Below are 22,004 nucleotides of genomic sequence, written 5' to 3'. Positions count from 1 at the left end.
GTCACTCTGTGAGACTGCACCAGATCGGGGTATGGTCGCTCGGCCGCTCCCTGCCGCGGGGCGTGCGGTCGATATCGCAGGCCTCCAGCCGGTCGGCCGCCTGCGCGCTGAGCAGCAGGTGATCGATCCGGATCCCTTCGTCGGCCTGCCAGGCGCCACCCTGATAGTCCCAGAAGGTATAGGCACCGGCCCGCGCACCCTGCAGGACGCGATAGGCCTCGAAATAGCCGAGATGCAGCAGCCCCCGGAAGGCGGCGCGGCTTTCCGGCTGAAACAGCGCGTCGCCGCGCCAGGCCGCGGGGTCGTGGCAGTCGAGCGGCTCGGGGATTACGTTGTAGTCGCCTCCCAGAACGACCGGCCGGTCTTCGAGCAGCAGACTGCGCGCATGGGTCGTCAGGCGCTGCATCCAATCGAGCTTGTAACCGAATTTCTCCGTTCCCAACGGATTGCCGTTCGGCAGGTAGATCGAGGCGACGCGCAGCCCGCAGGTCGTGACTTCCAGATAGCGTGCCTGTTCGTCCTTCGGATCGCCGGGCAAAGCCTCCAGCGGATCCTCGATCGCATCGCGGGAGAGGATCGCGACGCCGTTGTAGCTCTTCTGCCCGACGGCCAGCGCCTTATAGCCGCGCGCCGTGAACTCCATCTCCGGAAAATCGCCGGTCTGGCACTTCAGTTCCTGCAGCAGCAGCACATCGGGGGCGGCGCTATCCAGCCAGTCCAGCACGTTCGGTAGGCGCGTCTTGATGGAATTCACGTTCCAACTGGCGATCTTGACCATGAGTCCGGGTTTTCTCCTGCGGCTGTCCGGCGGGTTGGAAGGCAAAGAAAAACGGCCCCGAAAGCTGCCGGAGCCGTTCTAGCAGGCTTGCTGACCCGCCGTGAGCGCGATCTGAGTCGCTAGAGAGCGATCGAGAAGGAAGAACCGCAGCCGCAAGCCGATTCGGCCTGCGGATTTTCGATCTTGAAGTAGCTGCCCATGAGATCCTCGACGAAATCGATCTGGCTCCCGGTCAGCAGTTCCAGGGAGGTTTCGTCGATCACCACCCGGGCGCCGTCCCGCTCGAACACCTTGTCGTCTTCCTCGACCTGCGTATCGAAATCGAAGCCGTACTGAAAGCCAGAGCAACCGCCACCGGAGACCGACACGCGCAGCATGGTCCCGCTCTGCTCGTGCTCGGCCAGAGCGATGATTCGCTTTGCGGCGTTCTCGCTCAGCGAAAAGGCTCGAAGAGGCGCGCTATCAGGCATGATTCGGTCTCCGACGAAAGTGGATGCCTACATGTAGTCCATCTTCGGCGCCCTGTTAAGACGTACCGGTCAGTCGGCCAGGGAACCGGACCTGGAACCGGCTATCGGGGGCCAGGCATCGGAGCCGGCCTCCGAGGCACAGCGGCGATTGCCGCGGCACGGCGGGTGGGGTAGGGCTTGCGGCCATGACCCACCCGGAGCCGCGTCCCCCCGCACCCTATGCCTGCGACCCGGCCAAGACGCGCGGCCGGCGTCTGGCGGAACCGGAGAGTCCGACCCGCACGGCCTTCCAGCGCGACCGGGACCGCATCGTGCATTCCGGCGCCTTCCGGAAGCTTCAGTACAAGACCCAAGTTTTCGTCTATCACGAGGGCGACTACTACCGAACCCGACTGACCCACTCGCTGGAGGTCGCCCAGATCGCCCGCTCGATCTCCCGCCAGCTGGGCCTGAACGAGGACCTCGCCGAGGCGGTCGCGCTGGCCCACGACCTCGGTCATACGCCCTTCGGTCACGCCGGCGAGGACGCGCTGGACGGCGCCATGCAGATCCATGGCGGCTTCGATCACAACGAACAGACCTTCCGCATTCTGACCGAACTGGAGGCTCGCTATGCCGACTTCGACGGGCTCAACCTGACCTGGGAAACCCTCGAAGGCGCGGTGAAGCACAATGGCCCCTTGGCCGAGCCGCGGCCCCATCTCGCGACCTTCTGCGAGGACTGGGATCTGGAGCTGAACGGCTGGCCAAGCGCCGAGGCGCAGGTGGCGGCCCTGGCGGACGACATCGCCTACAACAACCACGATATCGACGACGGCCTGCGCGCCGGCCTCTTCACCATCGACGACTTGATGGAACTGCCGCTGGTCGGACCGGTCTTCGAGGAGGTCCAGGCCCTCTATCCGCGGCTGGAGCTGCCGCGCTGGATCCACGAGACGATTCGGCGCTTGATTAACCTGATGGTCGAGGACCTGCTGGGCGAGACTCGGCTGCGGCTGACGGAAAACGCGCCGAAGACAGCCGACGACATCCGGACCGCCGACCGCGCGATGGTTGCCTTTTCCGAGACCATGCGCCAGAACGACCGCGTCCTGCGGGACTTCCTGTTCACCCGGATGTATCGGCACTACCTGGTCAACCGCCAGACCTTGAAGGCGCGGCGGGTCGTCTCGGAACTGTTCGAGCTTTACATGGACCAGCCCAACACACTGCCGGCGGAATGGCGGCAGCGTGCCGAGACGGCGGAGGGACCGGCCCCGCGCGCGCGGATCGTCGCCGACTACATCGCGGGCATGACCGACCGCTACGCCTTGGAGGCCCATCGGAAGGTCTTCGACCCCTATGTTCGATTCTAAGCAACAAGCACATCGAAATATGAACATTTTCAACCACTTCTTCGGCATTGTCGAGATAAAACTTAAATCTTTGGCGGCGGCGGGAACGCTACCCGGCGGGTTAGATGCCTCGCGGGTCACCGTCGAGCCGCCGCGCGATCCCAGCCACGGCGATCTTTCGACCAATGCCGCCATGGTCCTGGCCAAACAAACCGGCGTGAAACCCCGGGATCTCGCCGAACAGCTCGCCGAGCAGCTGCGTGGCGCCGAAGCCGTTGAGGCCGTTGCGGTGGCCGGACCCGGCTTCATCAATCTGCGCCTGACCAATGCCTTCTGGTATGACCATCTCGGCGACATTCTAAGGGCGGGCAGGGACTACGGCCGCTCCGACCTCGGCGCTGGCCGCAAGGTCAACGTCGAGTACGTCTCCGCAAATCCCACAGGTCCCCTGACGGTCGGGCACGCGAGGGGCGCCGTGGTTGGCGACGCCCTGGCCGGCTTGCTGGAGAAGGCAGGCTTCGACGTCACCCGCGAATACTACATCAACGATGCGGGCGGTCAGGTGGATACCCTGGCCCGGACGGCGCATCTGCGCTACCGCGAAGCCCTGGGCGAGACGATCGGCGAAATCCCCGCAGGCCTCTATCCGGGCGCCTACATGCGTGACGTCGGCCGCGCGCTCGCCGAACGCGACGGCAATACGTGGCTGAACCAGCCGGAAACAGCCTGGCTGCCCGAGGTACGCCGCTTCGCCATCGAGGTCCTGATGCGCGTCATCAAGGATGATCTGCATGCTCTGGGGGTCGACCAGTCGGTCTTCACTTCCGAGAGGAGTCTGGTCGAAGCCGGCGCGGTGGAGCGGGTCTTCGCCAGCCTGGAAGGGCGCGACCTCCTCTACGTCGGCGTTCTGGAGCCGCCCAAAGGCAAGACGCCGGAAGACTGGGAACCACGCCCGCAGACTCTCTTCAAAGCGACCTCGTTCGGCGACGACGTCGACCGGCCGCTGAAGAAGTCGGACGGCAGTTGGACCTACTTCGCGAACGACATGGCGAACCACTTCGACAAGTACCGGCGCGGCTTCACCCGCCAGATCGACGTCTGGGGCGCCGATCACGGTGGCTACGTCAAACGCATGCAAGCCGCCGTCAAGGCCCTGACGGAGGAGCGGGCGACACTGGAAATCGTGCTCTGTCAGCTGGTCAAGCTCTCGAAGGGCGGCGTCGAAGTGAAGATGTCGAAGCGCTCCGGCAGCTTCGTCACCCTCCGCGAGTTGATCGACGACGTCGGAAAGGATGTGGTTCGCTTCATCATGCTGACTCGGAAATCGGACGCGCAGCTCGATTTCGACCTGGAAAAAGTGCTGGAGCAGTCACGCGACAATCCGGTCTTCTATGTCCAATATGCCCATGCGCGGGCTCATTCCGTGCTGCGTCATGCGGCTGCCGAGTTTCCCGATCTCCCGACCGCGCCCGAGGCCCTGGCAACCAGTTCCTTAGCGCGTTTGACCGACTCCGCCGAGCTCGCGTTAATCAGGCAGATGGCCAACTGGCCGCGCGTTGTGGAGCAAGCGGCTACTGCCTCGGAACCGCACAGGGTTGCGTTTTACCTGCAAGACTTGGCTGCCGCATTCCACACGCTCTGGACGAAGGGCAACGACGACGCCCGCCTGCGGTTTCTGATTGCGGACGATTTGGCGGTGACCACGGCTCGCTTGGCCTTGGTCAAGGCGTTAGCCGAAACCATCGCCTCGGGCTTGGCCGTGATGGGGGTTGAGCCCGTTACGGAGATGCGCTGAGGGAGACAGCTCGAATGGCGAGCGACGACCAAAACCCCTATACGAGGCCGCCCGGATCCGGACCGATTGGCTCCCGGCCGACTCAACCTGGGCCAACTCAACCCGGACCGGCGCAACCGGCGTCTGGACAGCCGGCATCCGGACAGCCGGTGCCTGGGCAAGGGGGGCCAGCGCGGCCGGGACCGGCTTATCCCGGGCAGGGGTCGCCTGCCGACGGGGGGCAACGGCCCTATTCCGCCGGGACTCCCGCTTCGAATCCTCCGCCGAGAGCGCCATCGTCTCCGGGGGCCGTGCCACCGCCTGCGCCCGGTGTCCGTCTTGGTCCCGCTGTCGCGCCACCGGGCGCCCAAACCTCCTACATACCCGACGAGACTGACGACGGCGCGGCGCCTCCTGCGCGCCGAAAAGGACGGGTCCTGCCGCTGCTGGTCGCGGTCCTCGCGCTTGGCGGCTTCGCGGCCATCGTCTGGTATGCCTATAGCTGGGGCACGGGCGACGTACCGCCCGGCGAACTGCCGGTCGTGACGGCCGAGCAGGATCTGAACGACGTCAAGGAGCGGCCGGAGGAGCCAGGCGGCATGGAAGTGCCGCATCAGGATGCCCAGGTTCTGAACGACCGTGGCAGCGACACGCACTCGACGGACACGCAAGAGGGGCAGTTGGAACGCCTGCTGCCGCCGCCCGAAAGCCCGCAGCCGCCCGAACCAGTGGAAGAGCCGCTGGCGGAAACCCCACCGGTTGCGGCCAGCCCGCAGAGTCCTGCAACCGACCCACAGAGCCCCGCGACCGACGAGGGCGGCACGGCGGTCGGCGACCTGCCCACCGAACCGCCCGCGGCCCCGCAAGTCGGCGAGGCCGTCGACCCGTCAGTTGCAGAGGCGCCGGCCGAAGCGCCGCCGGTTCCCGCCGCCGATCAGCCCGCTAGCGCAGCACCCGGCAGCGACGATACCGTCGAAGTGGCCGAACAACCCGTTGTTCCGCCTCAGCCGGAAACCTCGGACTCCACTGCACCTGCGGCACCTGTAGACCCTGCGGCGCCTGGAACCGCGTCGACCGATCTTACGCCGCCTGCGCCGCCCGTACCCGAACCCTCGACGGCCGAGGAGGCTGCACCAGACCCGACCGTCGCGTCTCCGGAACCGGCCGCAGCACCGGCCACCGAACCGGCGACGGCTGCGTCAGGACCGGCCAGCGTTCAGAGCGGCGACTGGGTACTTCAAATGGCGGCGCTGCGGGACCGGGGGGCGGTCGATGCGGAATGGGCGCGGCTTCAGGCGAAACATCCGGACCTGCTGAGCAACCTGAGCCTGGCCGTTCAGACGGTCAATGTGGAAGGCCAGGGTGCCTTCCATCGTCTGCAGGCCGGACCGCTGCCCAACCGAGCCACGGCGACGGATCTCTGCGGCCTGCTTCAAGGTTCGGGAACCGACTGCTTGGCCAAGCAGCACTGACCCGTGGCGGACCCTCCGATCCCGGCTCCGGCGATGCCTCCAGTTTCCTCGGCGATCTACGGCTGTGCAGGCCTCGAACTCAGCGTATGGGAGTCCGAATTCTTTGCCGAAACCAACCCTCTGGGCCTGATTCTCTTCGCGCGTAACGTCGAGACGCCCGATCAGGTGCGTGCGCTGACCGAAGCCTTTCGAACAATCGTCGACCGGTCCGACGCGCCGGTGCTGATCGACCAGGAAGGGGGCCGCGTTCAACGCTTGAAGCCACCGACCTGGCGTCAGGCGCCGCCGCCTCGCATCTTCGGCCGCCTGGCCGAGCGCGATCCACAAGCGGCCGTGGCGGCTGTGGAGCTGAACGCGCGGCTTCTCGCGCAGGAGCTCCTTTCTCTCGGCATAACAGTCGATTGCGCGCCCTTGCTCGATCTTTCCATGAAAGATACGCACAAGGTGATCGGGGATCGCGCCTTCTCGGGCGATACGGCACGTGTGGCGACTCTGGGACGCGCGGCCTGTCAGGGTTTTCTGGCCGGTGGCGTGGTGCCCGTGATCAAGCATATCCCCGGACACGGACGAGCCAATGTCGACAGCCATTTCGAGCTGCCGCAGGTCGACGCGACGCGACGCGAGTTGGAGGCGACGGACTTTGCGCCCTTCCGCGCGCTGGCCGACGCGCCCTGGGCCATGACCGCGCATGTGATCTACAGTGCGATCGATCCCGACCGGGCGGCCACGGTTTCGCCGACGGTGATCGCGGAGGTGATTCGGGGCGACATCGGCTTCGAGGGCCTCCTGGTCTCCGACGACCTCTCGATGCAGGCTTTGAGCGGCGATCTGTCGGAGCGGACCGCGGCGGCGCTGACGGCCGGCTGCGATATCGCCCTGCATTGCAACGGGGACCCATCCGAAATGCGGCAGGTCGCCGAAGCCGCGACGCCGCTTTCCGATGCGGCGCGCCGGCGCCTCACCCGTGGCGAAGCCCAGCGGCGCGCGCCCAGCCTGTTCGACTCGCTGGAAGCCGCGGAAGCGCTCGAACACCTTCTGTCGACGGTCGCTCTCAGGTGAGCCGCGCGCAGCAGACCCGGTTGGCAAGCCGCCGGCCTTGGTCTAAGCCTGTCGGGCTTGCCTCTTATCCGATCAACAGGTTCGATCTCAGCCGGAGAGCCGCGTAACCGTGAGCGCCGAAGACACGCCACTGGACAGCTTCGAGGAAGACGATCCGGCCGACCACCCCGTCGTCGGCGACCAGCTCGTGCTCGACCTGGAGGGCTTCGAAGGGCCGATCGATCTGCTGCTGCAGCTGGCGCGGGACCAGAAGGTCGACATCACCAAGATCTCGATCCTCGCGCTTGCAGAGCAATATCTGGTCTTCGTGCATCACGCCCGGCGCGTGCGCCTGGAACTCGCGGCCGACTACCTCGTGATGGCGGCCTGGCTGGCCTACCTGAAGTCGCGCCTGTTGCTGCCCGAACCGGAAGGCGAGGCGGAGCCGTCCGGCGCCGAGATGGCAGCGGCACTGAAGTTCAAGCTGCAACGCCTGGAGGCCATGCAGGAAGCCGGGCGCAAGCTGATGGCCGGCCCCCAGCTCGGCACCGATGTCTTCACGCGTGGAATGCCGGAATCCCTGGAGCGGGTGAATCGCGTGACGTGGGAGGTCAGTCTCTACGAACTTCTGAGCGCTTACGGAAAAGCCCGTCGCGATCGCGGCGAGCAGTCGTTGCGGATCCTCGCGCTTGACCTCCATTCGGTCGAAGACGCCGTCGAGCGTTTGGCCCGGTTGCTGGGGCAGGGGATGCCCGGCTGGCGCCGGTTGCAGGCCTTTTTGCCGCCCGAACTGCAGGCTGCCATCAGTCCGTTGCGCCGACGGTCGGCGCTCGCCAGTACCTTCGTCGCGAGCCTGCAACTGGCCAAAAGCGGTCAGGTCGAGATTCGTCAGGACGGAACCTACGGATCCATCTTCTTGCGTCCCGGTCGTGGCGAGAGCGATATGCCAGGCGACGACCGGGGCGGCGAAGACGAGCATGCAGGCGGTAAGTCGGGCGCATGAGCGAGGTTCGTTTCCAGCAGATCCGCCTGCTCGAGGCTCTGCTATTCGCAGCAGCGGAGCCGCTCGGCGAAAAAGAGCTGGCCCGCCATTTCGCCGATGACGTCGATCTTGCGCGCATGCTGGAGGAGCTAGCCGGGCTCTACGAAGCGCGCGGCGTCAACCTTCGTCAGATCGGCGACAAGTGGGCCTTCCGGACGGCGGCGGATCTGGCGCCCAGAATGCGCATCGAAAGCGAAACCCGCCGCAAGCTGTCCCGGGCGGCCATCGAAACATTGGCCGTCGTGGCCTATCATCAGCCGGTCACCCGAGCCGAAATCGAAGAAATCCGCAGCGTCGCTCTGTCCAAGGGCACGCTCGACACGCTCTTGGAGGCCGGCTGGATCAAGCCTCGGGGCCGGCGGCGCACGCCCGGTAAGCCGGTTACCTGGGGTACTACCGACGCTTTTCTGGACCATTTCGGACTGGACGCGGTCACCTCCCTGCCGGGCCTGGAGGAGCTGAAGGCCGCCGGTCTGCTCGACGCGCGCCCGGCGATGACGGCGCTGGGCGCCCGCGGCGAGCTCCCACCCGCGGGCCCAGGGCTGGATGACGAGCGGGACGACGACGCAGAAAACGAGGACGAGCTTCTGGAAGACCAGGACCTCGGGACGGATGAAGCCTTGGTTGCCGAGTTCGGTGACTTGCCCCCGTCCGAAGCGGACCGACCGGAGGCAGACGACAGCGACGACGAAGCCGAAAGCGAAGACGCGGATGCCGGCGACCCGGCAGACCTCGACGAACAAGCCGCAGCCGATGAAGACGCCGCGGTCCACGAAGACATCGATGATGAGGAGAATGCGGATGCCGGCCGCTCCGGCTGACGCCGCCCTGCGGTCCGACCTGCCGCCCGCCTTGGCGCTCGAGGCCGTCTCTCATCGTTTCGGCGCGGTTTTGGCTGTCGACGACCTTTCGCTTGACCTGGAGCCGGGAGAACTTGTCTGCCTTCTCGGGCCCTCGGGCTGCGGCAAGACCACCGCGTTGCGGCTGGCCGCCGGTCTGGAGGAGCTGCAGCAGGGTCGCATCGCCATGGACGGGCACGCCGTCGCGGAACCGGGCCGCGGCGTGCCGCCGGAAAACCGCTCCGTCGGTCTGGTTTTTCAGGACTATGCGCTCTTTCCGCATCTGAGCGTCGGCGACAATGTGGCCTTCGGACTTCGCCATCTCGCAGCGCGCGACCGGCAAGCCGCGATCGGGCGGACGCTCAAGCAGGTCGGACTGGCCGGTTTCGAGGACAGCTATCCGCACGAACTGTCGGGCGGGCAACAGCAGCGGGTCGCGCTTGCCCGGGCCCTGGCGCCGCAGCCACGGGTGATGCTGCTCGACGAACCCTTCTCCGGCCTCGATCAGCGTCTGCGCCACGACGTTCGCGACGAAACGCTGCATGTGCTGGAGGCGGCCGGGACGGCCACGCTGATGGTGACGCACGATCCCGAGGAGGCAATGTTCATGGCCGACCGGATCGCTCTGATGGACCAGGGTCGGCTGATTCAGGTCGGCGCGCCGGATCGGCTCTATTTCCACCCGGTGAACGCCTTTGCCGCCGAATTCTTCGGCGAGATCAACAGACTGCCGGGTCGTGTCGAAGCCGAACGCGTCCTGACTCCGCTGGGTCCTCTGCCGGCGGAGGGGCTTCGCGACGGACAGCCGGTGGAGGTCCTGGTCCGGCCAGAGGCGATCCGCCTGCTGCCGCCGGGTGAGACGGCGGGGCCCGGTTATGCAGGGGCGCAAGTCATCGCGGCGCGTCTGCTGGGCCGGACGTCGCTGGTGCACCTCTCCGTCGAACAGGCGGAAGGCGCGCCGCTCCACCTACACGCGCGTATCCCAGGCCGTTTTCTGCCTGCGAACGAAGATGCCTTCAGTCTGGACCTGGATCCCGCTTTGGCCTTCGTTTTTCCGCTAGCCGAGGCTACATAAGAGAAATCCGCCTTGCTCCAACGGCATGACTTCGCCGTATCCGAGGGCAAGATTGCGGTTGTGAAGGCTTTTTGCGATAGTCCGGATTCAATCCGGGCTGACGGGACGTCCCAATAAGGAGACCTTTATGGGTATCAGCTTTTGGCAGATCGCGATCGTCGTCTTGATCGTCGTTCTGCTGTTCGGCGCTGGTAAGATTCCGAGGCTGATGAAGGACGTCGGCTCAGGCATCAACCAGTTCAAGCGCGGCCTGAAGGAAGAAAGCAACTCCGACGAGAATTCGGAGGAGGCCTCCTCGGCCAAGTTGGAGCAGGACAAGGAGACGGCGACCACAGCAACGGCCGCACGGTCCGCCGAGACCGAGTCCAAGGACGACAAGAAAGTCGCCAACGGTTAAGTGTGCCAGCGATGCACAAGTGATGCAGGCAAACGCGATGCTCTGCATCACGTCCTTTTTCCGCCAGCGCCGGGCTAGGCCATGTTTGACATAGGCTGGACCGAGATGTTGGTGATCGCCATGTTGGCGCTCATCATCATCGGTCCGAAGGATCTTCCGGGAACCCTGCGTACCGTCGGACAGTGGGTGCGTAAAGCCCGCTCGCTTGCCCGCGAGTTCCAGTCGGGCGTCGACGAGATGGTCCGCGAGGCCGAGCTCGACGACGCGCGCAAGGCGCTGGAGGCCACCAAGCGCGGTAACTTGACCAAGCGCATCGCCGAAGCTGTCGATCCGGATGGCGAACTGGACGCCGAAGCCAAGGCGTTGCGGTCGGCCACGAGGATCGAAGAGCCCGGCAGGACCACGGCCAAGGCCGACGCTGAGGCCGAGCGGTCGAGCAAGCCGACTTCGGGCGGATCGGAGGCCGACGAGACGCCGGGCGCCAAGGTGGTCAAGCACCCGGCGAAGATAGCGCCCGGCAACTCAGTCCGCCCGCCCGAGGAACAGACGCAGGAAGCGCCAGCCGAGCTCGCGCCGAAAACACCACCCAAGCCAGGTGAAACGGGTGCCGAGACCGGAACGGCGGCCACGACCGAAAACACGGCGAGCAAGGCCGGCGGCTCCATTGGCTGACCGCGTCGATAGTGAGACCGCAACGGACATCAGATGACCGACGCGACCAAGGAAGACCTGCAGAAGATGCCGCTACTCGATCACCTGATCGAGCTGCGCACCCGTCTGCTCTATTCGGTCGGAGCCTTGGTTGTCGCCTTCATCGGCGCCTGGTTCCTGGCGGACGAGATCTACCGCTTCCTGGTCAAGCCGCTGGCAGACATCCTGCTGGAGATCGGGCTGGAGCAGGGCGAAGCGCGGCGCATGATCTTCACAAACCTGACGGAGGTCTTTTTCACCTACGTCAAGGTTGCCTTCTTCGCCGCCGCCTTCGTGACCTGTCCGGTTTTTCTCGGGCAGATCTACAGGTTTGTCGCGCCGGGGCTCTACAAGCACGAGAAGATGGCGTTTCTGCCCTTCCTCGTGGCCTCGCCGATCCTCTTCTTCATCGGCGGCGCGCTGGTCTACTTCGCGATCCTGCCGCTCGCCTGGGACTTTTTCATCCAGTTCGAGGCACCGGGCGGGGCCGACACTCTGGCGATTCAGCTTGAGCCCAAGGTCAACGAGTACCTTTCGCTGACCATGAAGCTGATTTTCGCCTTCGGCCTCTGTTTTCAGCTTCCGGTCATCATGACGTTGCTGGCGCGGGTCGGGATCGCCTCGTCGGAAGGCATGGCGAAAAAGCGCAAGTACGCCATCGTCGCCACTTTCGTCGTCGCGGCCCTGCTCACGCCGCCGGACCCGATCTCGCAGATCAGTCTCGCGGTGCCGATCGTGCTGCTCTACGAAATCTCCATCTACATGGCGAAGCTGGTCGAGCGTCGGCGCCGCCAACGGCAGGAAGAACTCGACCGTGAGCTTGAGAGCTGACGGCCCGTTCGGGCGGTTTTTCCGCCGCTCTGTGACAGCCTTGCGACCCTAGACGCGACGCGGCGACGCAGCCTATAAGCCGGACGTCACCAGTGGCTTTTGCAAGGCCCGCGCTCTTTCCCCAAATACCGGATTTCCGTTCGATGCACGATCTCCGCTGGATCCGCGAAGCGCCTGACGACTTCGACGCCGCCATGGCACGCCGCGCTCTGCCGCCGCAGTCGCCCCGGATCCTGGACCTCGACGGCCGCCGCCGCCGCGCGCAGACGGCGCTGCAGGAGATGCAGGCGCGACGCAACGAGGCCTCGAAAGAAATCGGCCGGAAGAAGCGGACGGGCGAGCCGGCCGAGGACCTGATGGCCGAAGTTGCTGACCTCAAGAACAAGATGGCCGCCGCCGAGGAGGACGAGCGCGGCCTGGGCGAGGACCTGGACACCCTGCTGGCCGGCCTGCCGAACGCGCTCGCTCCCGAGGTGCCTGAGGGTGCCGACGAGAGCGCCAACAAGACGCTGCGGATTCACGGCGAGAAGGCCCGGTTCGACTTCGCGCCCAAGGAGCACTTCGACATCGGAGAAGGCCTCGAAGGCCTCGACTTCGAGGCCGCGGCCAAGCTGTCCGGCGCGCGTTTCGTCGTGCTCAAGGGCCAGGTCGCGCGGCTGCATCGGGCCCTGGCCCAGTTCATGCTGGACCTGCACACCCAGGAACATGGTTACCTCGAAGTCCAGCCGCCGCTTCTGGTGCGCGACCACGTACTGTTCGGAACCGGACAACTTCCGAAGTTCGGCGAAGATCAGTTCCGCACCGAAGAGGGCTACTGGCTGATTCCGACGGCAGAGGTGCCTTTGACCAATCTGGCGGCCGAGGCGATTCTGAACGAAGCGGAGCTGCCGTTGCGCTTCGCGGCGCACACGCCCTGTTTCCGCTCGGAGGCCGGCGCGGCCGGACGCGACACGCGCGGCATGCTGCGCCAGCATCAGTTCGAGAAGGTCGAACTGGTCTCGATCACGCTGCCGGAGCGGTCGGAGGAAGAACACGAGCGCATGACGGCCTGTGCGGAGGAGGTCCTGAAGCGCCTGGGGCTGCATTACCGCGTGGTCGTCCTCGCGAGCGGCGACACCGGCTTCGGCGCGCGCAAGACCTACGATCTGGAAGTCTGGCTGCCGGGGCAGGAGGCCTATCGGGAGATTTCCAGCTGCTCCAACACGGGAGACTTCCAGGCCCGCCGGATGCGGGCCCGCTTTCGGCCCGAAGGCGAGAAGGGGACCCGTTTCCTGCACAGCTTGAACGGCTCTGGCGTGGCCGTCGGCCGCGCCCTGATCGCCGTCCTGGAGACCTACCAGCAGGCGGACGGATCGGTAGGGGTCCCCGAAGCCCTGCAGCCCTACCTCGGCGGACAGGAGCGCATCGCCCTCGCATGACGGAACTCAAGCAAGCCCGCATTCTGGTCACCAACGACGACGGTATCCATGCACCCGGCCTGCAGGTGCTGGAGGCTGCGGCGCGCAGTCTGAGCGACGACGTTTGGGTGGTGGCGCCCGAGGTCGAGCAGTCGGCGACCAGTCACTCGCTGACGACGCGGCGCCCCCTGCGGGTGCGGCGCTTTGGCGAGCGGCGTCTGGCGGTCGACGGCACGCCGACCGACTGCGTGCTGGTTGCCGTCAACAAGCTGCTCGAGGACCGGCGCCCGGACCTGGTGCTCTCGGGCGTCAACCACGGCGCCAATCTGGCGGAGGACGTCGGCTACTCCGGCACGGTGGCGGCAGCCATGGAAGCCGCTTTCCTGGACCTGCGCGCGATTGCCTTCAGCCAGGTCGGGGTTCCGGGCCAACCGGTGGACTTTGCTCCGGCGGAAGCCTGGATCCCCCGGCTGGTCGAGCAGCTTCACGGTTTCGACTGGCAGCGCGACCAGCTGATCAACGTCAACTTTCCCCCGCGCCCGGCCGCCGAGGTGACGGAGGTCCGCGTGACCCACACCGGCCGGCGCGACGCCTCGGTCGGTTTGGTCGAAGGCGAAGATCCGGGCGGCCGGCCCTACGTCTGGATCGGCGACTGGGCGGCCGACACGACCAGCGACCGCGAGAGCGATCTGGCTGCGGTCGAAGAGGGGGCTATCGCCCTCACGCCGCTGTACCTGGACCTGACCCATCACAGCGCCCTGACCGCCTTGAAGGCGCGCTTCGGGTGACGCTGGAGGCCCGCAAGATCCGGCTGCTGATGCAGTTGCGGCGTGCGGGTATCGCCAGCACCGAGGTGTTGGCCGCGCTCGAGCGCGTGCCGCGCGAACTCTTCGTGCCTCATGCTTTCCGCGACCAAGCTTACGAAAACCTGGCGTTGCCGATCGGGCAGGGGCAGACTCTCAGCCAACCCGAAGTGGTGGCGCAGATGACCGCGGAACTGGCCGTCGACAAGACCATGACCGTACTCGAGATCGGCACGGGCTCCGGCTATCAGGCCGCCGTGCTGGCGCGTCTCGCTCGCCGGGTCTACAGCATCGAACGGCACAAACCCTTGCTGGACGAGGCGGAAGCGCGCTTCGCGGAGCTGCGGTTGCACAATGTCACCACGCGCCTGGGCGACGGCAGCCACGGCTGGCCGGAACCGCGTAGCTTTCCCCGCATCATCGTGACCTGTGCCGCGGCGCTGCCGCCGGAACCTCTGCTGGCGCAGCTCCGTCCCGGTGGAATCATGCTGCTGCCGGTCGGCGAGACGGGACGGTCGCAAGAGTTGATCAAGTTGGAGAAGACCGACCACGGGGTCCGCGAGACGCGGCTCGGCATGGTTCGCTTCGTTCCTCTGGTGGGCGATCCGCCGGCCTTCGCCGGCGGCAAATCGGCGTGAGACGGGCCAAACAGAGAGGGGCCGTGTCGCGGCCGCTCCTGCTGGCCCTGGCCGTAACGCTGGGGCTTTCCGGCTGTCTGCAGACGGCCTCTCTGCCCGAGCCGGGCGTGACCCCGATGGAGCCGCCGCCGCTGCCGCCCCGTCGTCCGGCAACCCCCGTCGGCTTTGCCGTTCAACAGCAGGAGCTGCCGATTCCGGGCGGGCTCTACCGCGTGCAGGCGGGCGATACGGTGTATGGCGTCGCCCGGCGTGCCGGCTTACCGCTGCGGGCTTTGATCGATACCAACCGATTGGCGCCGCCCTATGAGCTGGAGGTCGGACGGGACCTGATCGTGCCGCGTGCCGAGGTCCATCTGGTCAAGCCGGGCGAGACCGTCTACGGCATCTCGCGGATGCACAGCGTCGACATGAGCCAGTTGACCCGCATCAACGGTGTCGGTCCACCCTACGAAATTCGCGTGGGTCAAAGACTGGTGTTGCCCGAACCGGGCCTCAGGACCGAGGTCGCGGTGCTCCCGGAGCCTCTGCCCGAGCCTCCGACACCACCGACGCCGCTCTCTCGGCAGCAGGTCCCGCAGCAACTGGCCCCCCAGCAACAAGCTCCTCTGCCGCAGCCGCCTCTCGCCCAATCCTCTCCGCCCGCCGAAACCACGCCGAGGGTGGAGCCAGGCGCCGAAGGCCGCGCAGGCGGACCGCCGCTACCGCCGCGCCGTCCCGGCACGGCGGCGGAACCGCCCTCCGCGCAGCCCGCAAACCAAACGCCGGCACCGGTCGTTCAGGCTCCACGCCAAACCCAGACCGCGGCCATCCCGCAACCGCCGCCACGGTCCGGCGGGCGCTTCGGCTGGCCTCTGCGCGGCCGCATCCTCTCGCCCTACGGCCCACAGGACGGTGGGCGTCACAACGACGGCATCAATATCGCCGCACCGCGGGGCGCGCCAATCCAGGCGGCCGAGAACGGTGTGGTCGCCTATGTCGGATCGGAGTTGAGAGGCTATGGTCAGCTCGTGCTGGTCAAGCACGCCGACGGTTGGGTCACCGCCTATGCCCATGCCGACAGCGTCACGGTGCGGCTCGGCGAAACGGTGCGGCGCGGCCAGGCCATCGCACGGGTCGGCTCCACCGGCGCCGTCGACCAGCCGCAACTGCACTTCGAGATCCGCAAGGGCACCAACGCCGTCGATCCGCTGCAGATGCTGGATGGCGCGGCTTAGTTTTTTCAGCCGCCGCTGCGATGCACGTAGATGCTCTAGCTGCCGCTGCGATGCACGGCGAGGGGCGCAAAGGCCTGCACCACCGGCATCATCTCCAGGCGGTTGACGTTGACGTGCCGGGGCAGGGTGGCGGCGAAGAAAATGCACTCCGCGATGTCCTCGCTCGCCATGGGCTTGAGGCCTTCATAAATCGTCTGGGCCTTCTCGGCGTCTCCCTTAAAGCGAACTTCGGAGAATTCGGTCTCCGACAGACCGGGCTCGATGCAGGTCACCCGCACCTTCTTGCCCAAGAGATCGGCCCGAAGGTTGAGCGAGAACTGCGTCACGAAGGCCTTTGTCGCACCGTAGACGTTGCCGCCAGGGTAGGGGTAGCTGCCGGCTACCGACGAGACGTTGATCACATGTCCCTCACCGCGCGCGACCATGCCCGGCAGGATGGCGCGGGTGCAGTAGAGCAGACCCTTGATGTTGGTATCGACCATCGTCTCCCAGTCGGCCAGATTCGCGTCCTGGGCCGCTTCCAGCCCGAGAGCCAGGCCGGCGTTGTTGATCAGCAGCGTGATCTCGGCGAAGTCGGCGGGCAGACTGGCGACGGCCGCCTCCACCGCCGCCCGGTCCTGAACGTCGAGCGGCAGCGGATGGACGCGCTCGCCGAGTTCGTCGGCCAGCGCCTGAAGCCGCTCGGCCCGACGGCCCGTCACGATCACCTTCGCCCCGGCAGAGGCGAAACGGCGGGCGCAGGCGGCGCCGAAGCCGGCCGTGGCACCGGTCACGAAAACGGTCATGCTTCTGGGGTCGACGCCGGCGATCATGAGGCCTCCTCATCTTGCTTCTTGGTTTCTGCGGCCTTGGCACGTTGCCAGGCAGCCTCCATCGCCTCCAGCCCGGCCTGGGCCAGGTCGGCGCCTCCAGCCGTCAACTCGGCTTCGAGAGCGCGGAAGCGACGTTCGAACTTGTTGTTGGTATGCCGGAGAGCCGCTTCCGGATCGATCTTCAAATGCCGCGCCAGGTTGACCACGGCGAAGAGCAAATCGCCCAGTTCGTCCTGCAGCCGTTCAGGGTGGGGCTGCTCTCGCGCCATTTCGACCTTCAGCTCTTCCAGTTCTTCTTCGATCTTGGCGATGACCGGCGCGACCGCGCCCCAATCGAAGGAGACGCGCGCGGCACGCTTCTGAAGCTTCACCGCGCGCAGGAGGGCCGGCAGTCCCCGGGCCACGCCGTCGAGGGCCGATACGCTTCCGTCCTGCGCCTTGGCGGCCCGCTCGGCCGCCTTGATCGTCTCCCAATTGACCATCACGGTCTCGGCTGCTTCGGCGTCGGCCGTCCCGAAGACATGCGGGTGGCGGCGGATCATCTTCTCCGCAACGGCCTCGGCCACCGCCGCGAAGTCGAAGGCGTTCTCCTCGGCGGCCATCTGTGCATGGAAGACCACCTGCAGCAGCAGATCGCCCAACTCGTCCTTCAGGTCGCTCAAGTCGCCGCGCTCGATGGCATCGGCGACCTCGTAGGCCTCTTCGATGGTGTAGGGCGCGATGGTCGCGTAACTCTGTTCCAGGTCCCAAGGGCAGCCGCCGTCGGGGTCGCGAAGACGCGCCATCACGGCGAGCAGCCGCTCGATCGGCGCCAGGCTTTCCAAGGCCTGAATCGAGGACGTCGATCTCGGAGAGGGTGGTCTGGAATCGGGCATCTGAGCTGCAGTCTAGCAATTGCCGGCGCGCCGGCAAGATGGGGGAGGCGGCATAACCGGTATGACCAACCGGCACCATGACCCAAACGGCGACGTCACCCGGCCGGCGTCCGACCGCGGGCATTGACGGTGCCTGTCCGGCACACGATCTTCGGGCTTATTCAACCAAAGGAGCGAAAACATGGCAGATCTGTCCGCCGCCGAGCCTGCCGCGAACACGAGCGACCCCTACAAGCGCGAGGCACAGATCTTTCCGAAGCTCACGCAGGACCAGATCGCCCGAGCCGAGCCCTTCGGCACGCGACAGACTCTCGCCAAGGGCGACGCCGTCTTTACGCGCGGCGAGCGGGGGGTCGACTGCTTCGTCATCCTCAAGGGCTGCATCGAGATCGTCGATCCTGCCCACGGTGACGAGCAGGTGATCACGATTCACGGGGAGCGGAACTTCACCGGCGAACTCGACCTCTTCAACGACCGCAAGATCCTGGTCAGCGGACGCATGGGGGAGGACGGGGAAGTCCTGAGGCTGAACCGCGCCCAGTTGAAGCGTCTGCTGACGGCAGAGCCCGAGATCGGTGAAATCGTGACACGGGCTCTCATCCTGCGGCGCATGGGCCTGATCCAGGAAACCCAAGGCGGCGTCGTTTTGGTCGGGCCGCGGCGCAGTCGTGATACCCAGCGCCTGGAACGCTTCTTGCGGCGGAACGGCTATCCGGTCCGCAGCCTCGATACCGAGGGCGATGGGGAAGCCGCCAACTTCATGAAGGAGCGGGGTTGGGATGAGACCCGCCTGCCGGCCGTCTTCGGCGTCCTGACCGAAGGCCTCGAGAATCCCTCAACGCTGGATCTGGCGAAACAGCTGGGGCTGTTCGAGGAACCCGACGGGTCGGAAGCCTGCGACGTCGTGGTGGTGGGTGGGGGACCCTCGGGTCTCGCCGCCGCGGTCTACGCAGCGTCCGAGGGCCTCAGCACCCTGGTACTGGAGGCCGAAGCGCCGGGCGGACAAGCCGCCACGAGCTCGAAGATCGAGAACTATCTTGGGTTCCCCACCGGGATTTCGGGCCAGGCCCTGGCCGGCCGCGCTCAAGTCCAGGCGCAGAAGTTCGGAGCCGTGATCTCGGTCCCGCGCCGGGCGGTCTCGCTCGACTGCGGCAGCTACCCCTATGCAATCAATACCGAGGACGGCGGGCGTTTCAACGCCCGCTCCGTCGTCATCGCCTCCGGCGCCACCTACCGCTCGCTCGATCTCGACAACCTGAGCGACTACGAGGGCTTCGGCATCCACTATGCGGCCACGGCGCTGGAGGCCGATCTCTGCGGCGGCGAAGAGGTCGTCGTCGTGGGCGGCGGCAACTCCGCCGGTCAGGCCGCCGTTTTCCTGTCGCGTCATGCGGCTCATGTGCACATGCTGATCCGCAGCGGCGATCTTGCCGCCAGTATGTCGGACTATCTGGTCGGCCGGATCGATTCTTCGCCGCGCATCACCCTGCACCGCCACACCGAAATCACCGCCTTGAGCGGCAGCCGCTACCTGGAGACCATCGCCTGGCGGAACCGCCAGAGCGGCGAAGCGCAGAGCCACAAGATCTCGAACCTCTTCCTGATGATCGGCGCCGTCCCAAACACGGCCTGGCTCGGCGACTGCGTCTTGCTCGACGAGAAGGGATTCGTCTGCACGGGTCCCGCCGTCACGAAAGACTGGCCGCTGGAGCGTGGACCCGAACTTCTCGAAACCAGCCAGCCGGGCGTTTTCGCGGTCGGCGATGTCCGCGCCAACTCGGTCAAACGGGTCGCCTCCGCGGTGGGGGAAGGGTCGATCGCCGTACAGTTCCTGCACCGCGTGCTGGCGGAGATGGCGAGTTCGTCCGAAGCGGCCAAGGGCAGAGTCTGACGTCACCCGGTCCAGAATAGGTTTCGAGGGCGATCCTGCTCTAGTCGAACACCACCAGCGTGCGCACCTCGATGCTCTCGCGCGGCGGAGCATCCTTCGGCACGTCCTGGAGCACCACGGCACTGTGAGGTGTGAAGCGGGCACGCCCATCATCCAGGCTGTCCCAGCCCTTGATCAGCAACAGCTCGTCGGGCGTCATCTCGGGCGCGTAGTACCAGCGCTGCGCCGGATGGTAGGCGAGATGGTAGATTTCGCCCGTCCGCTCGGGGAAGACTTGGTCTGTGGCGATCAGATCCTCGGCCCGGATCGTCGCGGCGTCGGCAAGGGCGAGGGGAGAGCGCCGCACGGGGCCGCGGATCGGGCGCCAAACGTTGACTTGGGCAACCCTTACGTCGCTGCCGAGCAGACGTTGAGCTTCCGCCTCCCCGAGCAGATCGCGCAGCCGCTGCGGGCCGCTCGTGATGGTGTAATCGACATGAACCCTGGTTGCCGGACCGCGCCGGCCGTCGGGGTTTGCGGCGCCGAGCTGGCTGTCGGAGCGCCGCGTGCTGTCGAAGACGATCACCCGGCCGGCGCCCAGTTCATTCCGCAGCAAAGCCTCGATCTCCGGGATGTAGACCTCCGCAATCGCCGCATCGTCGTAGAAGTCCGTCACGGCGGTCGGGCGGCGCTGGAGCGTGAAGCCTTGGCGATCCAGAGACAGTGTCCGAGCGAGCGGCCGCATGTCCGCCAGAGACACCGAACGTTCTTCGGTCCCGAAGAAGAAGCGCGGTACATCGCCGGTCAGCGCGGCGCTGTGAATGACCGGCTTGCTGTCCTGACGCCGAATGAAATTGAGAGAGCCGACGACAGCTCCCGAAGCCTCGATGGAAGCGGTCTCGAGCTGCGTGGAGGAAAGGGGCTGATTGATCACGTCTATCTCTCCTGGAAGACCCGTCTACCCCGGCCGGAGTCATATCGGCCTCGGTCGTTAAACCCTGTCTGAACGGAAATGGATTTTTCCCCATAAAGATTAATAGCGACTCCTATGCAATGATTTGTGAATTTTAAGAACAGATAATTCCGCGACCCTCCGATCCCGGCAGACCGCAACAGCGGCCCGGCGACATGGCCTTGCCGCGCCGCTTGGCAGCGACCGGGCCAGTTGATAGGTTCCGGCGCAACAACAAGCTTTTGGGAGGCTACGAGAGTGAAGTACGCAAAGATTTTGGCCGCGACCGTCCTGCTTGCAGGTACGCCCGCGATGGCACAACAGCAGCTTTCGATCGCAACCGGCGGCACCGGCGGTGTCTACTTCCCGATGGGCGGCGGTCTGGCGGAGGTGATCAACAATCATGTGGACGGCTATGCCGCCGTGGCGGAAGTCACCGGCGCTTCGGCCGAAAACATGGGTCTCATCGCAACGGGTGATAGCGACTACGCGCTTGCGCTCGCCGACGTGGTCTTCCAGGGCTATAGCGGGACCGGCCGCTTCGAGGGCAGCCAGCTTCCCATGACCCGGGCGCTGGCCTCGATGTATGCCAACATGATTCAGATCGTGACGCTGGAGGACAGCGGCATCACCTCGCTGGCCGATCTGGCCGGCAAGCGCGTCTCGGTCGGCGCGCCAGGGTCAGGCACCGAGATCAACGCCCAGACGATCCTCAATGCCAACGGCATCACCTACGACGATATCGAAGAGCAGCGGCTGAACTTCAACGAGACGGCCGACGCGCTGCGGAACGGCGACATCGACGCCGGTTTCTGGTCGGTCGGCGCTCCCACCAGCTCGATCCTGAACCTGGCGACCACCAATGCGATCCGCATTCTCCCGCTCAGCGATGCCGAGCGCGAGGCGGCGCAGGCGGAGTCGGCGGTGATGGCCTCGGTCGATCTGCCAGGCGGCACCTACGAGGGCTTGGCCGACGCCGTGCCGACACTGGGTATCCCCAACGTGCTCGTGGTATCCGCCGAGATGTCGGACGATCTGGCCTATGCCACGACCAAGGCGATGTTCGAGAACATCGAGCAGCTGCAAGCCGTACATCCGGCCGCGAACCAGACCACGGTCGAGTTCACCATTTCGGCGACGCCGGTCCCACTGCATCCCGGCGCGATCCGCTACTACGAGGAGATCGGCACCGAGATTCCGGACCGGCTGCGTCCGTGACACGGCTTGGGGCGGCGGCAGGAGCTGCCGCCCTAGCCGCTACCCTCGGCCTGACCGGCACACTCGCCCTGACGGAACGTGCAAGGGCCGACGTCTTGACGGCACGCTTGCAAGACGGGACGGAGATCGCCCGGCTGGAGATGCCCGAGGGCAGCGGCTGGTGCGTGGTCTGGCGCCACTCGGTCGACGGCTTCGAAGTTCAGGACTGCTATGAAAATCGGGGCGGCGCGATGGTGCTCGTAAAAAGCCTCCAGCCCGATTTCGCCGCCGGTCTGGGCCATATCCCGGGCCGGGGCGTTCAGCGCTCCGACGGGCAGGGGGGCTATCTGATCGAAGAGCTGGACGAACCGGTCCCCGGCAATGCCTATATCCTGCGGCCCGGGGGACCCGCGGTCGACCACCGGCTCCGTACGGCGCGCGCCGAGGTCTCGCTCAGCCGTGCCGCGCCCCGCGCGCGTGTCACCCTCGCGCTGACCTCCGAGTAG

At 66.2% G+C, this 22,004-nt stretch carries 22 protein-coding genes; 17 read left to right on the top strand and 5 right to left on the bottom strand.

Annotated elements, in window-relative coordinates; translation table 11 throughout:
• Nucleotide 1: 1 nt before the first annotated feature.
• Together xth and erpA are read right to left on the bottom strand one after the other, a co-directional pair.
• The gene (gene xth / locus DBZ32_RS03260) at nucleotides 2-778 is read right to left on the bottom strand and encodes an exodeoxyribonuclease III (protein WP_119165673.1); all 777 of its coding nucleotides are present in this window, start codon (nucleotides 776-778) and stop codon (nucleotides 2-4) included.
• 119 nt (nucleotides 779-897) lie between these two features.
• Complete coding sequence (erpA, locus tag DBZ32_RS03255; protein WP_119165672.1) at nucleotides 898-1,248, bottom strand: iron-sulfur cluster insertion protein ErpA; 351 nt, start codon at nucleotides 1,246-1,248, stop codon at nucleotides 898-900.
• 185 nt (nucleotides 1,249-1,433) lie between these two features.
• Between erpA and DBZ32_RS03250 the strand changes: the two genes are divergently transcribed.
• The 14 genes from DBZ32_RS03250 (at nucleotide 1,434) to DBZ32_RS03185 (ending at nucleotide 15,792) form a co-directional block, all read left to right on the top strand.
• A complete protein-coding gene (locus DBZ32_RS03250; protein ID WP_119165671.1) occupies nucleotides 1,434-2,603 on the top strand; it encodes a deoxyguanosinetriphosphate triphosphohydrolase in 1,170 nt (389 codons plus the stop codon).
• A 19-nt stretch (nucleotides 2,604-2,622) separates the two neighbouring features.
• Complete coding sequence (gene argS / locus DBZ32_RS03245) at nucleotides 2,623-4,377, top strand: arginine--tRNA ligase (protein ID WP_119165670.1); 1,755 nt, start codon at nucleotides 2,623-2,625, stop codon at nucleotides 4,375-4,377.
• Between the two features lie 290 nt (nucleotides 4,378-4,667).
• Nucleotides 4,668-5,828, top strand: coding sequence for an SPOR domain-containing protein (locus tag DBZ32_RS03240; protein ID WP_119165669.1), 1,161 nt, complete (start codon nucleotides 4,668-4,670; stop codon nucleotides 5,826-5,828).
• A gap of 33 nt (nucleotides 5,829-5,861) precedes the next feature.
• Nucleotides 5,862-6,887: a beta-N-acetylhexosaminidase gene (gene nagZ / locus DBZ32_RS03235; RefSeq protein WP_119165668.1), complete on the top strand. Its 1,026-nt coding sequence runs from the start codon at nucleotides 5,862-5,864 to the stop codon at nucleotides 6,885-6,887.
• 109 nt (nucleotides 6,888-6,996) lie between these two features.
• Nucleotides 6,997-7,869, top strand: coding sequence for a segregation and condensation protein A (locus DBZ32_RS03230; protein ID WP_235830006.1), 873 nt, complete (start codon nucleotides 6,997-6,999; stop codon nucleotides 7,867-7,869).
• On the top strand, nucleotides 7,866-8,729 hold the full coding sequence (gene scpB / locus DBZ32_RS22715; protein WP_119165667.1) for an SMC-Scp complex subunit ScpB: 864 nt from the start codon (nucleotides 7,866-7,868) through the stop codon (nucleotides 8,727-8,729). The genes DBZ32_RS03230 and scpB overlap by 4 nt, the downstream gene beginning before the upstream one ends.
• The gene (locus tag DBZ32_RS03220; protein ID WP_119165666.1) at nucleotides 8,710-9,822 is read left to right on the top strand and encodes an ABC transporter ATP-binding protein; all 1,113 of its coding nucleotides are present in this window, start codon (nucleotides 8,710-8,712) and stop codon (nucleotides 9,820-9,822) included. The genes scpB and DBZ32_RS03220 overlap by 20 nt, the downstream gene beginning before the upstream one ends.
• A gap of 127 nt (nucleotides 9,823-9,949) precedes the next feature.
• Nucleotides 9,950-10,219 (top strand): Sec-independent protein translocase subunit TatA/TatB, encoded by a 270-nt coding sequence (locus DBZ32_RS03215; protein WP_119165665.1) that lies wholly within the window; start codon nucleotides 9,950-9,952, stop codon nucleotides 10,217-10,219.
• 81 nt (nucleotides 10,220-10,300) lie between these two features.
• Nucleotides 10,301-10,891, top strand: a complete 591-nt coding sequence (tatB, locus tag DBZ32_RS03210) for a Sec-independent protein translocase protein TatB (protein ID WP_119165664.1) — start codon at nucleotides 10,301-10,303, stop codon at nucleotides 10,889-10,891.
• 33 nt (nucleotides 10,892-10,924) lie between these two features.
• Nucleotides 10,925-11,740 carry a twin-arginine translocase subunit TatC gene (gene tatC, locus DBZ32_RS03205; protein WP_119165663.1) on the top strand — a complete coding sequence of 272 codons (816 nt, stop codon included), beginning with the start codon at nucleotides 10,925-10,927 and terminating at the stop codon, nucleotides 11,738-11,740.
• 143 nt (nucleotides 11,741-11,883) lie between these two features.
• Entirely contained in the window at nucleotides 11,884-13,158 is a 1,275-nt protein-coding gene (serS, locus tag DBZ32_RS03200; RefSeq protein ID WP_119165662.1) for a serine--tRNA ligase, read from the top strand.
• Complete coding sequence (surE, locus tag DBZ32_RS03195; RefSeq protein WP_119165661.1) at nucleotides 13,155-13,925, top strand: 5'/3'-nucleotidase SurE; 771 nt, start codon at nucleotides 13,155-13,157, stop codon at nucleotides 13,923-13,925. The genes serS and surE overlap by 4 nt, the downstream gene beginning before the upstream one ends.
• Complete coding sequence (locus DBZ32_RS03190) at nucleotides 13,922-14,578, top strand: protein-L-isoaspartate(D-aspartate) O-methyltransferase (RefSeq protein ID WP_119165660.1); 657 nt, start codon at nucleotides 13,922-13,924, stop codon at nucleotides 14,576-14,578. Before surE ends, DBZ32_RS03190 begins: the two co-directional genes overlap by 4 nt.
• 23 nt (nucleotides 14,579-14,601) lie before the next feature.
• Nucleotides 14,602-15,792, top strand: a complete 1,191-nt coding sequence (locus DBZ32_RS03185; protein WP_119165659.1) for a LysM peptidoglycan-binding domain-containing M23 family metallopeptidase — start codon at nucleotides 14,602-14,604, stop codon at nucleotides 15,790-15,792.
• Nucleotides 15,793-15,827: 35 nt separating this feature from the next.
• On the opposite strand, the gene DBZ32_RS03180 is transcribed toward DBZ32_RS03185, so the two are convergent.
• Both DBZ32_RS03180 and mazG read right to left on the bottom strand, forming a co-directional pair.
• Nucleotides 15,828-16,604, bottom strand: coding sequence for an SDR family oxidoreductase (locus tag DBZ32_RS03180; RefSeq protein WP_162906537.1), 777 nt, complete (start codon nucleotides 16,602-16,604; stop codon nucleotides 15,828-15,830).
• A complete protein-coding gene (gene mazG / locus DBZ32_RS03175) occupies nucleotides 16,601-17,479 on the bottom strand; it encodes a nucleoside triphosphate pyrophosphohydrolase (protein ID WP_208539089.1) in 879 nt (292 codons plus the stop codon). The genes DBZ32_RS03180 and mazG overlap by 4 nt, the downstream gene beginning before the upstream one ends.
• 181 nt (nucleotides 17,480-17,660) lie before the next feature.
• Between mazG and DBZ32_RS03170 the strand changes: the two genes are divergently transcribed.
• Nucleotides 17,661-19,370: an FAD-dependent oxidoreductase gene (locus tag DBZ32_RS03170; RefSeq protein WP_119165657.1), complete on the top strand. Its 1,710-nt coding sequence runs from the start codon at nucleotides 17,661-17,663 to the stop codon at nucleotides 19,368-19,370.
• 40 nt (nucleotides 19,371-19,410) lie between these two features.
• On the opposite strand, the gene DBZ32_RS03165 is transcribed toward DBZ32_RS03170, so the two are convergent.
• Nucleotides 19,411-20,283, bottom strand: a complete 873-nt coding sequence (locus DBZ32_RS03165; protein WP_208539088.1) for a CmcJ/NvfI family oxidoreductase — start codon at nucleotides 20,281-20,283, stop codon at nucleotides 19,411-19,413.
• Nucleotides 20,284-20,559: 276 nt separating this feature from the next.
• On the opposite strand from DBZ32_RS03165, the gene DBZ32_RS03160 reads away from it, so the two are divergent.
• Both DBZ32_RS03160 and DBZ32_RS03155 read left to right on the top strand, forming a co-directional pair.
• Nucleotides 20,560-21,519, top strand: a complete 960-nt coding sequence (locus tag DBZ32_RS03160) for a TAXI family TRAP transporter solute-binding subunit (RefSeq protein ID WP_208539087.1) — start codon at nucleotides 20,560-20,562, stop codon at nucleotides 21,517-21,519.
• Nucleotides 21,516-22,004: a DUF1850 domain-containing protein gene (locus tag DBZ32_RS03155; protein WP_208539086.1), complete on the top strand. Its 489-nt coding sequence runs from the start codon at nucleotides 21,516-21,518 to the stop codon at nucleotides 22,002-22,004. Before DBZ32_RS03160 ends, DBZ32_RS03155 begins: the two co-directional genes overlap by 4 nt.

The organism is Algihabitans albus (assembly GCF_003572205.1).
Taxonomy (GTDB): domain Bacteria; phylum Pseudomonadota; class Alphaproteobacteria; order Kiloniellales; family DSM-21159; genus Algihabitans; species Algihabitans albus.
This window is presented reverse-complemented; position numbering and strand designations above follow the sequence as displayed.

Bases quoted from the DNA above. Each gene is read 5' to 3' on its own strand.
- xth (WP_119165673.1), bottom strand. From the start codon at position 778: ATGGTCAAGATCGCCAGTTGGAACGTGAATTCCATCAAGACGCGCCTA.
- erpA (WP_119165672.1), bottom strand. From the start codon at position 1,248: ATGCCTGATAGCGCGCCTCTTCGAGCCTTTTCGCTGAGCGAGAACGCC.
- DBZ32_RS03250 (WP_119165671.1), top strand. From the start codon at position 1,434: ATGACCCACCCGGAGCCGCGTCCCCCCGCACCCTATGCCTGCGACCCG.
- argS (WP_119165670.1), top strand. From the start codon at position 2,623: ATGAACATTTTCAACCACTTCTTCGGCATTGTCGAGATAAAACTTAAA.
- nagZ (WP_119165668.1), top strand. From the start codon at position 5,862: ATGCCTCCAGTTTCCTCGGCGATCTACGGCTGTGCAGGCCTCGAACTC.
- scpB (WP_119165667.1), top strand. From the start codon at position 7,866: ATGAGCGAGGTTCGTTTCCAGCAGATCCGCCTGCTCGAGGCTCTGCTA.
- DBZ32_RS03220 (WP_119165666.1), top strand. From the start codon at position 8,710: ATGCCGGCCGCTCCGGCTGACGCCGCCCTGCGGTCCGACCTGCCGCCC.
- DBZ32_RS03215 (WP_119165665.1), top strand. From the start codon at position 9,950: ATGGGTATCAGCTTTTGGCAGATCGCGATCGTCGTCTTGATCGTCGTT.
- tatB (WP_119165664.1), top strand. From the start codon at position 10,301: ATGTTTGACATAGGCTGGACCGAGATGTTGGTGATCGCCATGTTGGCG.
- tatC (WP_119165663.1), top strand. From the start codon at position 10,925: ATGACCGACGCGACCAAGGAAGACCTGCAGAAGATGCCGCTACTCGAT.
- serS (WP_119165662.1), top strand. From the start codon at position 11,884: ATGCACGATCTCCGCTGGATCCGCGAAGCGCCTGACGACTTCGACGCC.
- surE (WP_119165661.1), top strand. From the start codon at position 13,155: ATGACGGAACTCAAGCAAGCCCGCATTCTGGTCACCAACGACGACGGT.
- DBZ32_RS03180 (WP_162906537.1), bottom strand. From the start codon at position 16,604: ATGATCGCCGGCGTCGACCCCAGAAGCATGACCGTTTTCGTGACCGGT.
- mazG (WP_208539089.1), bottom strand. From the start codon at position 17,479: ATGCCCGATTCCAGACCACCCTCTCCGAGATCGACGTCCTCGATTCAG.
- DBZ32_RS03170 (WP_119165657.1), top strand. From the start codon at position 17,661: ATGGCAGATCTGTCCGCCGCCGAGCCTGCCGCGAACACGAGCGACCCC.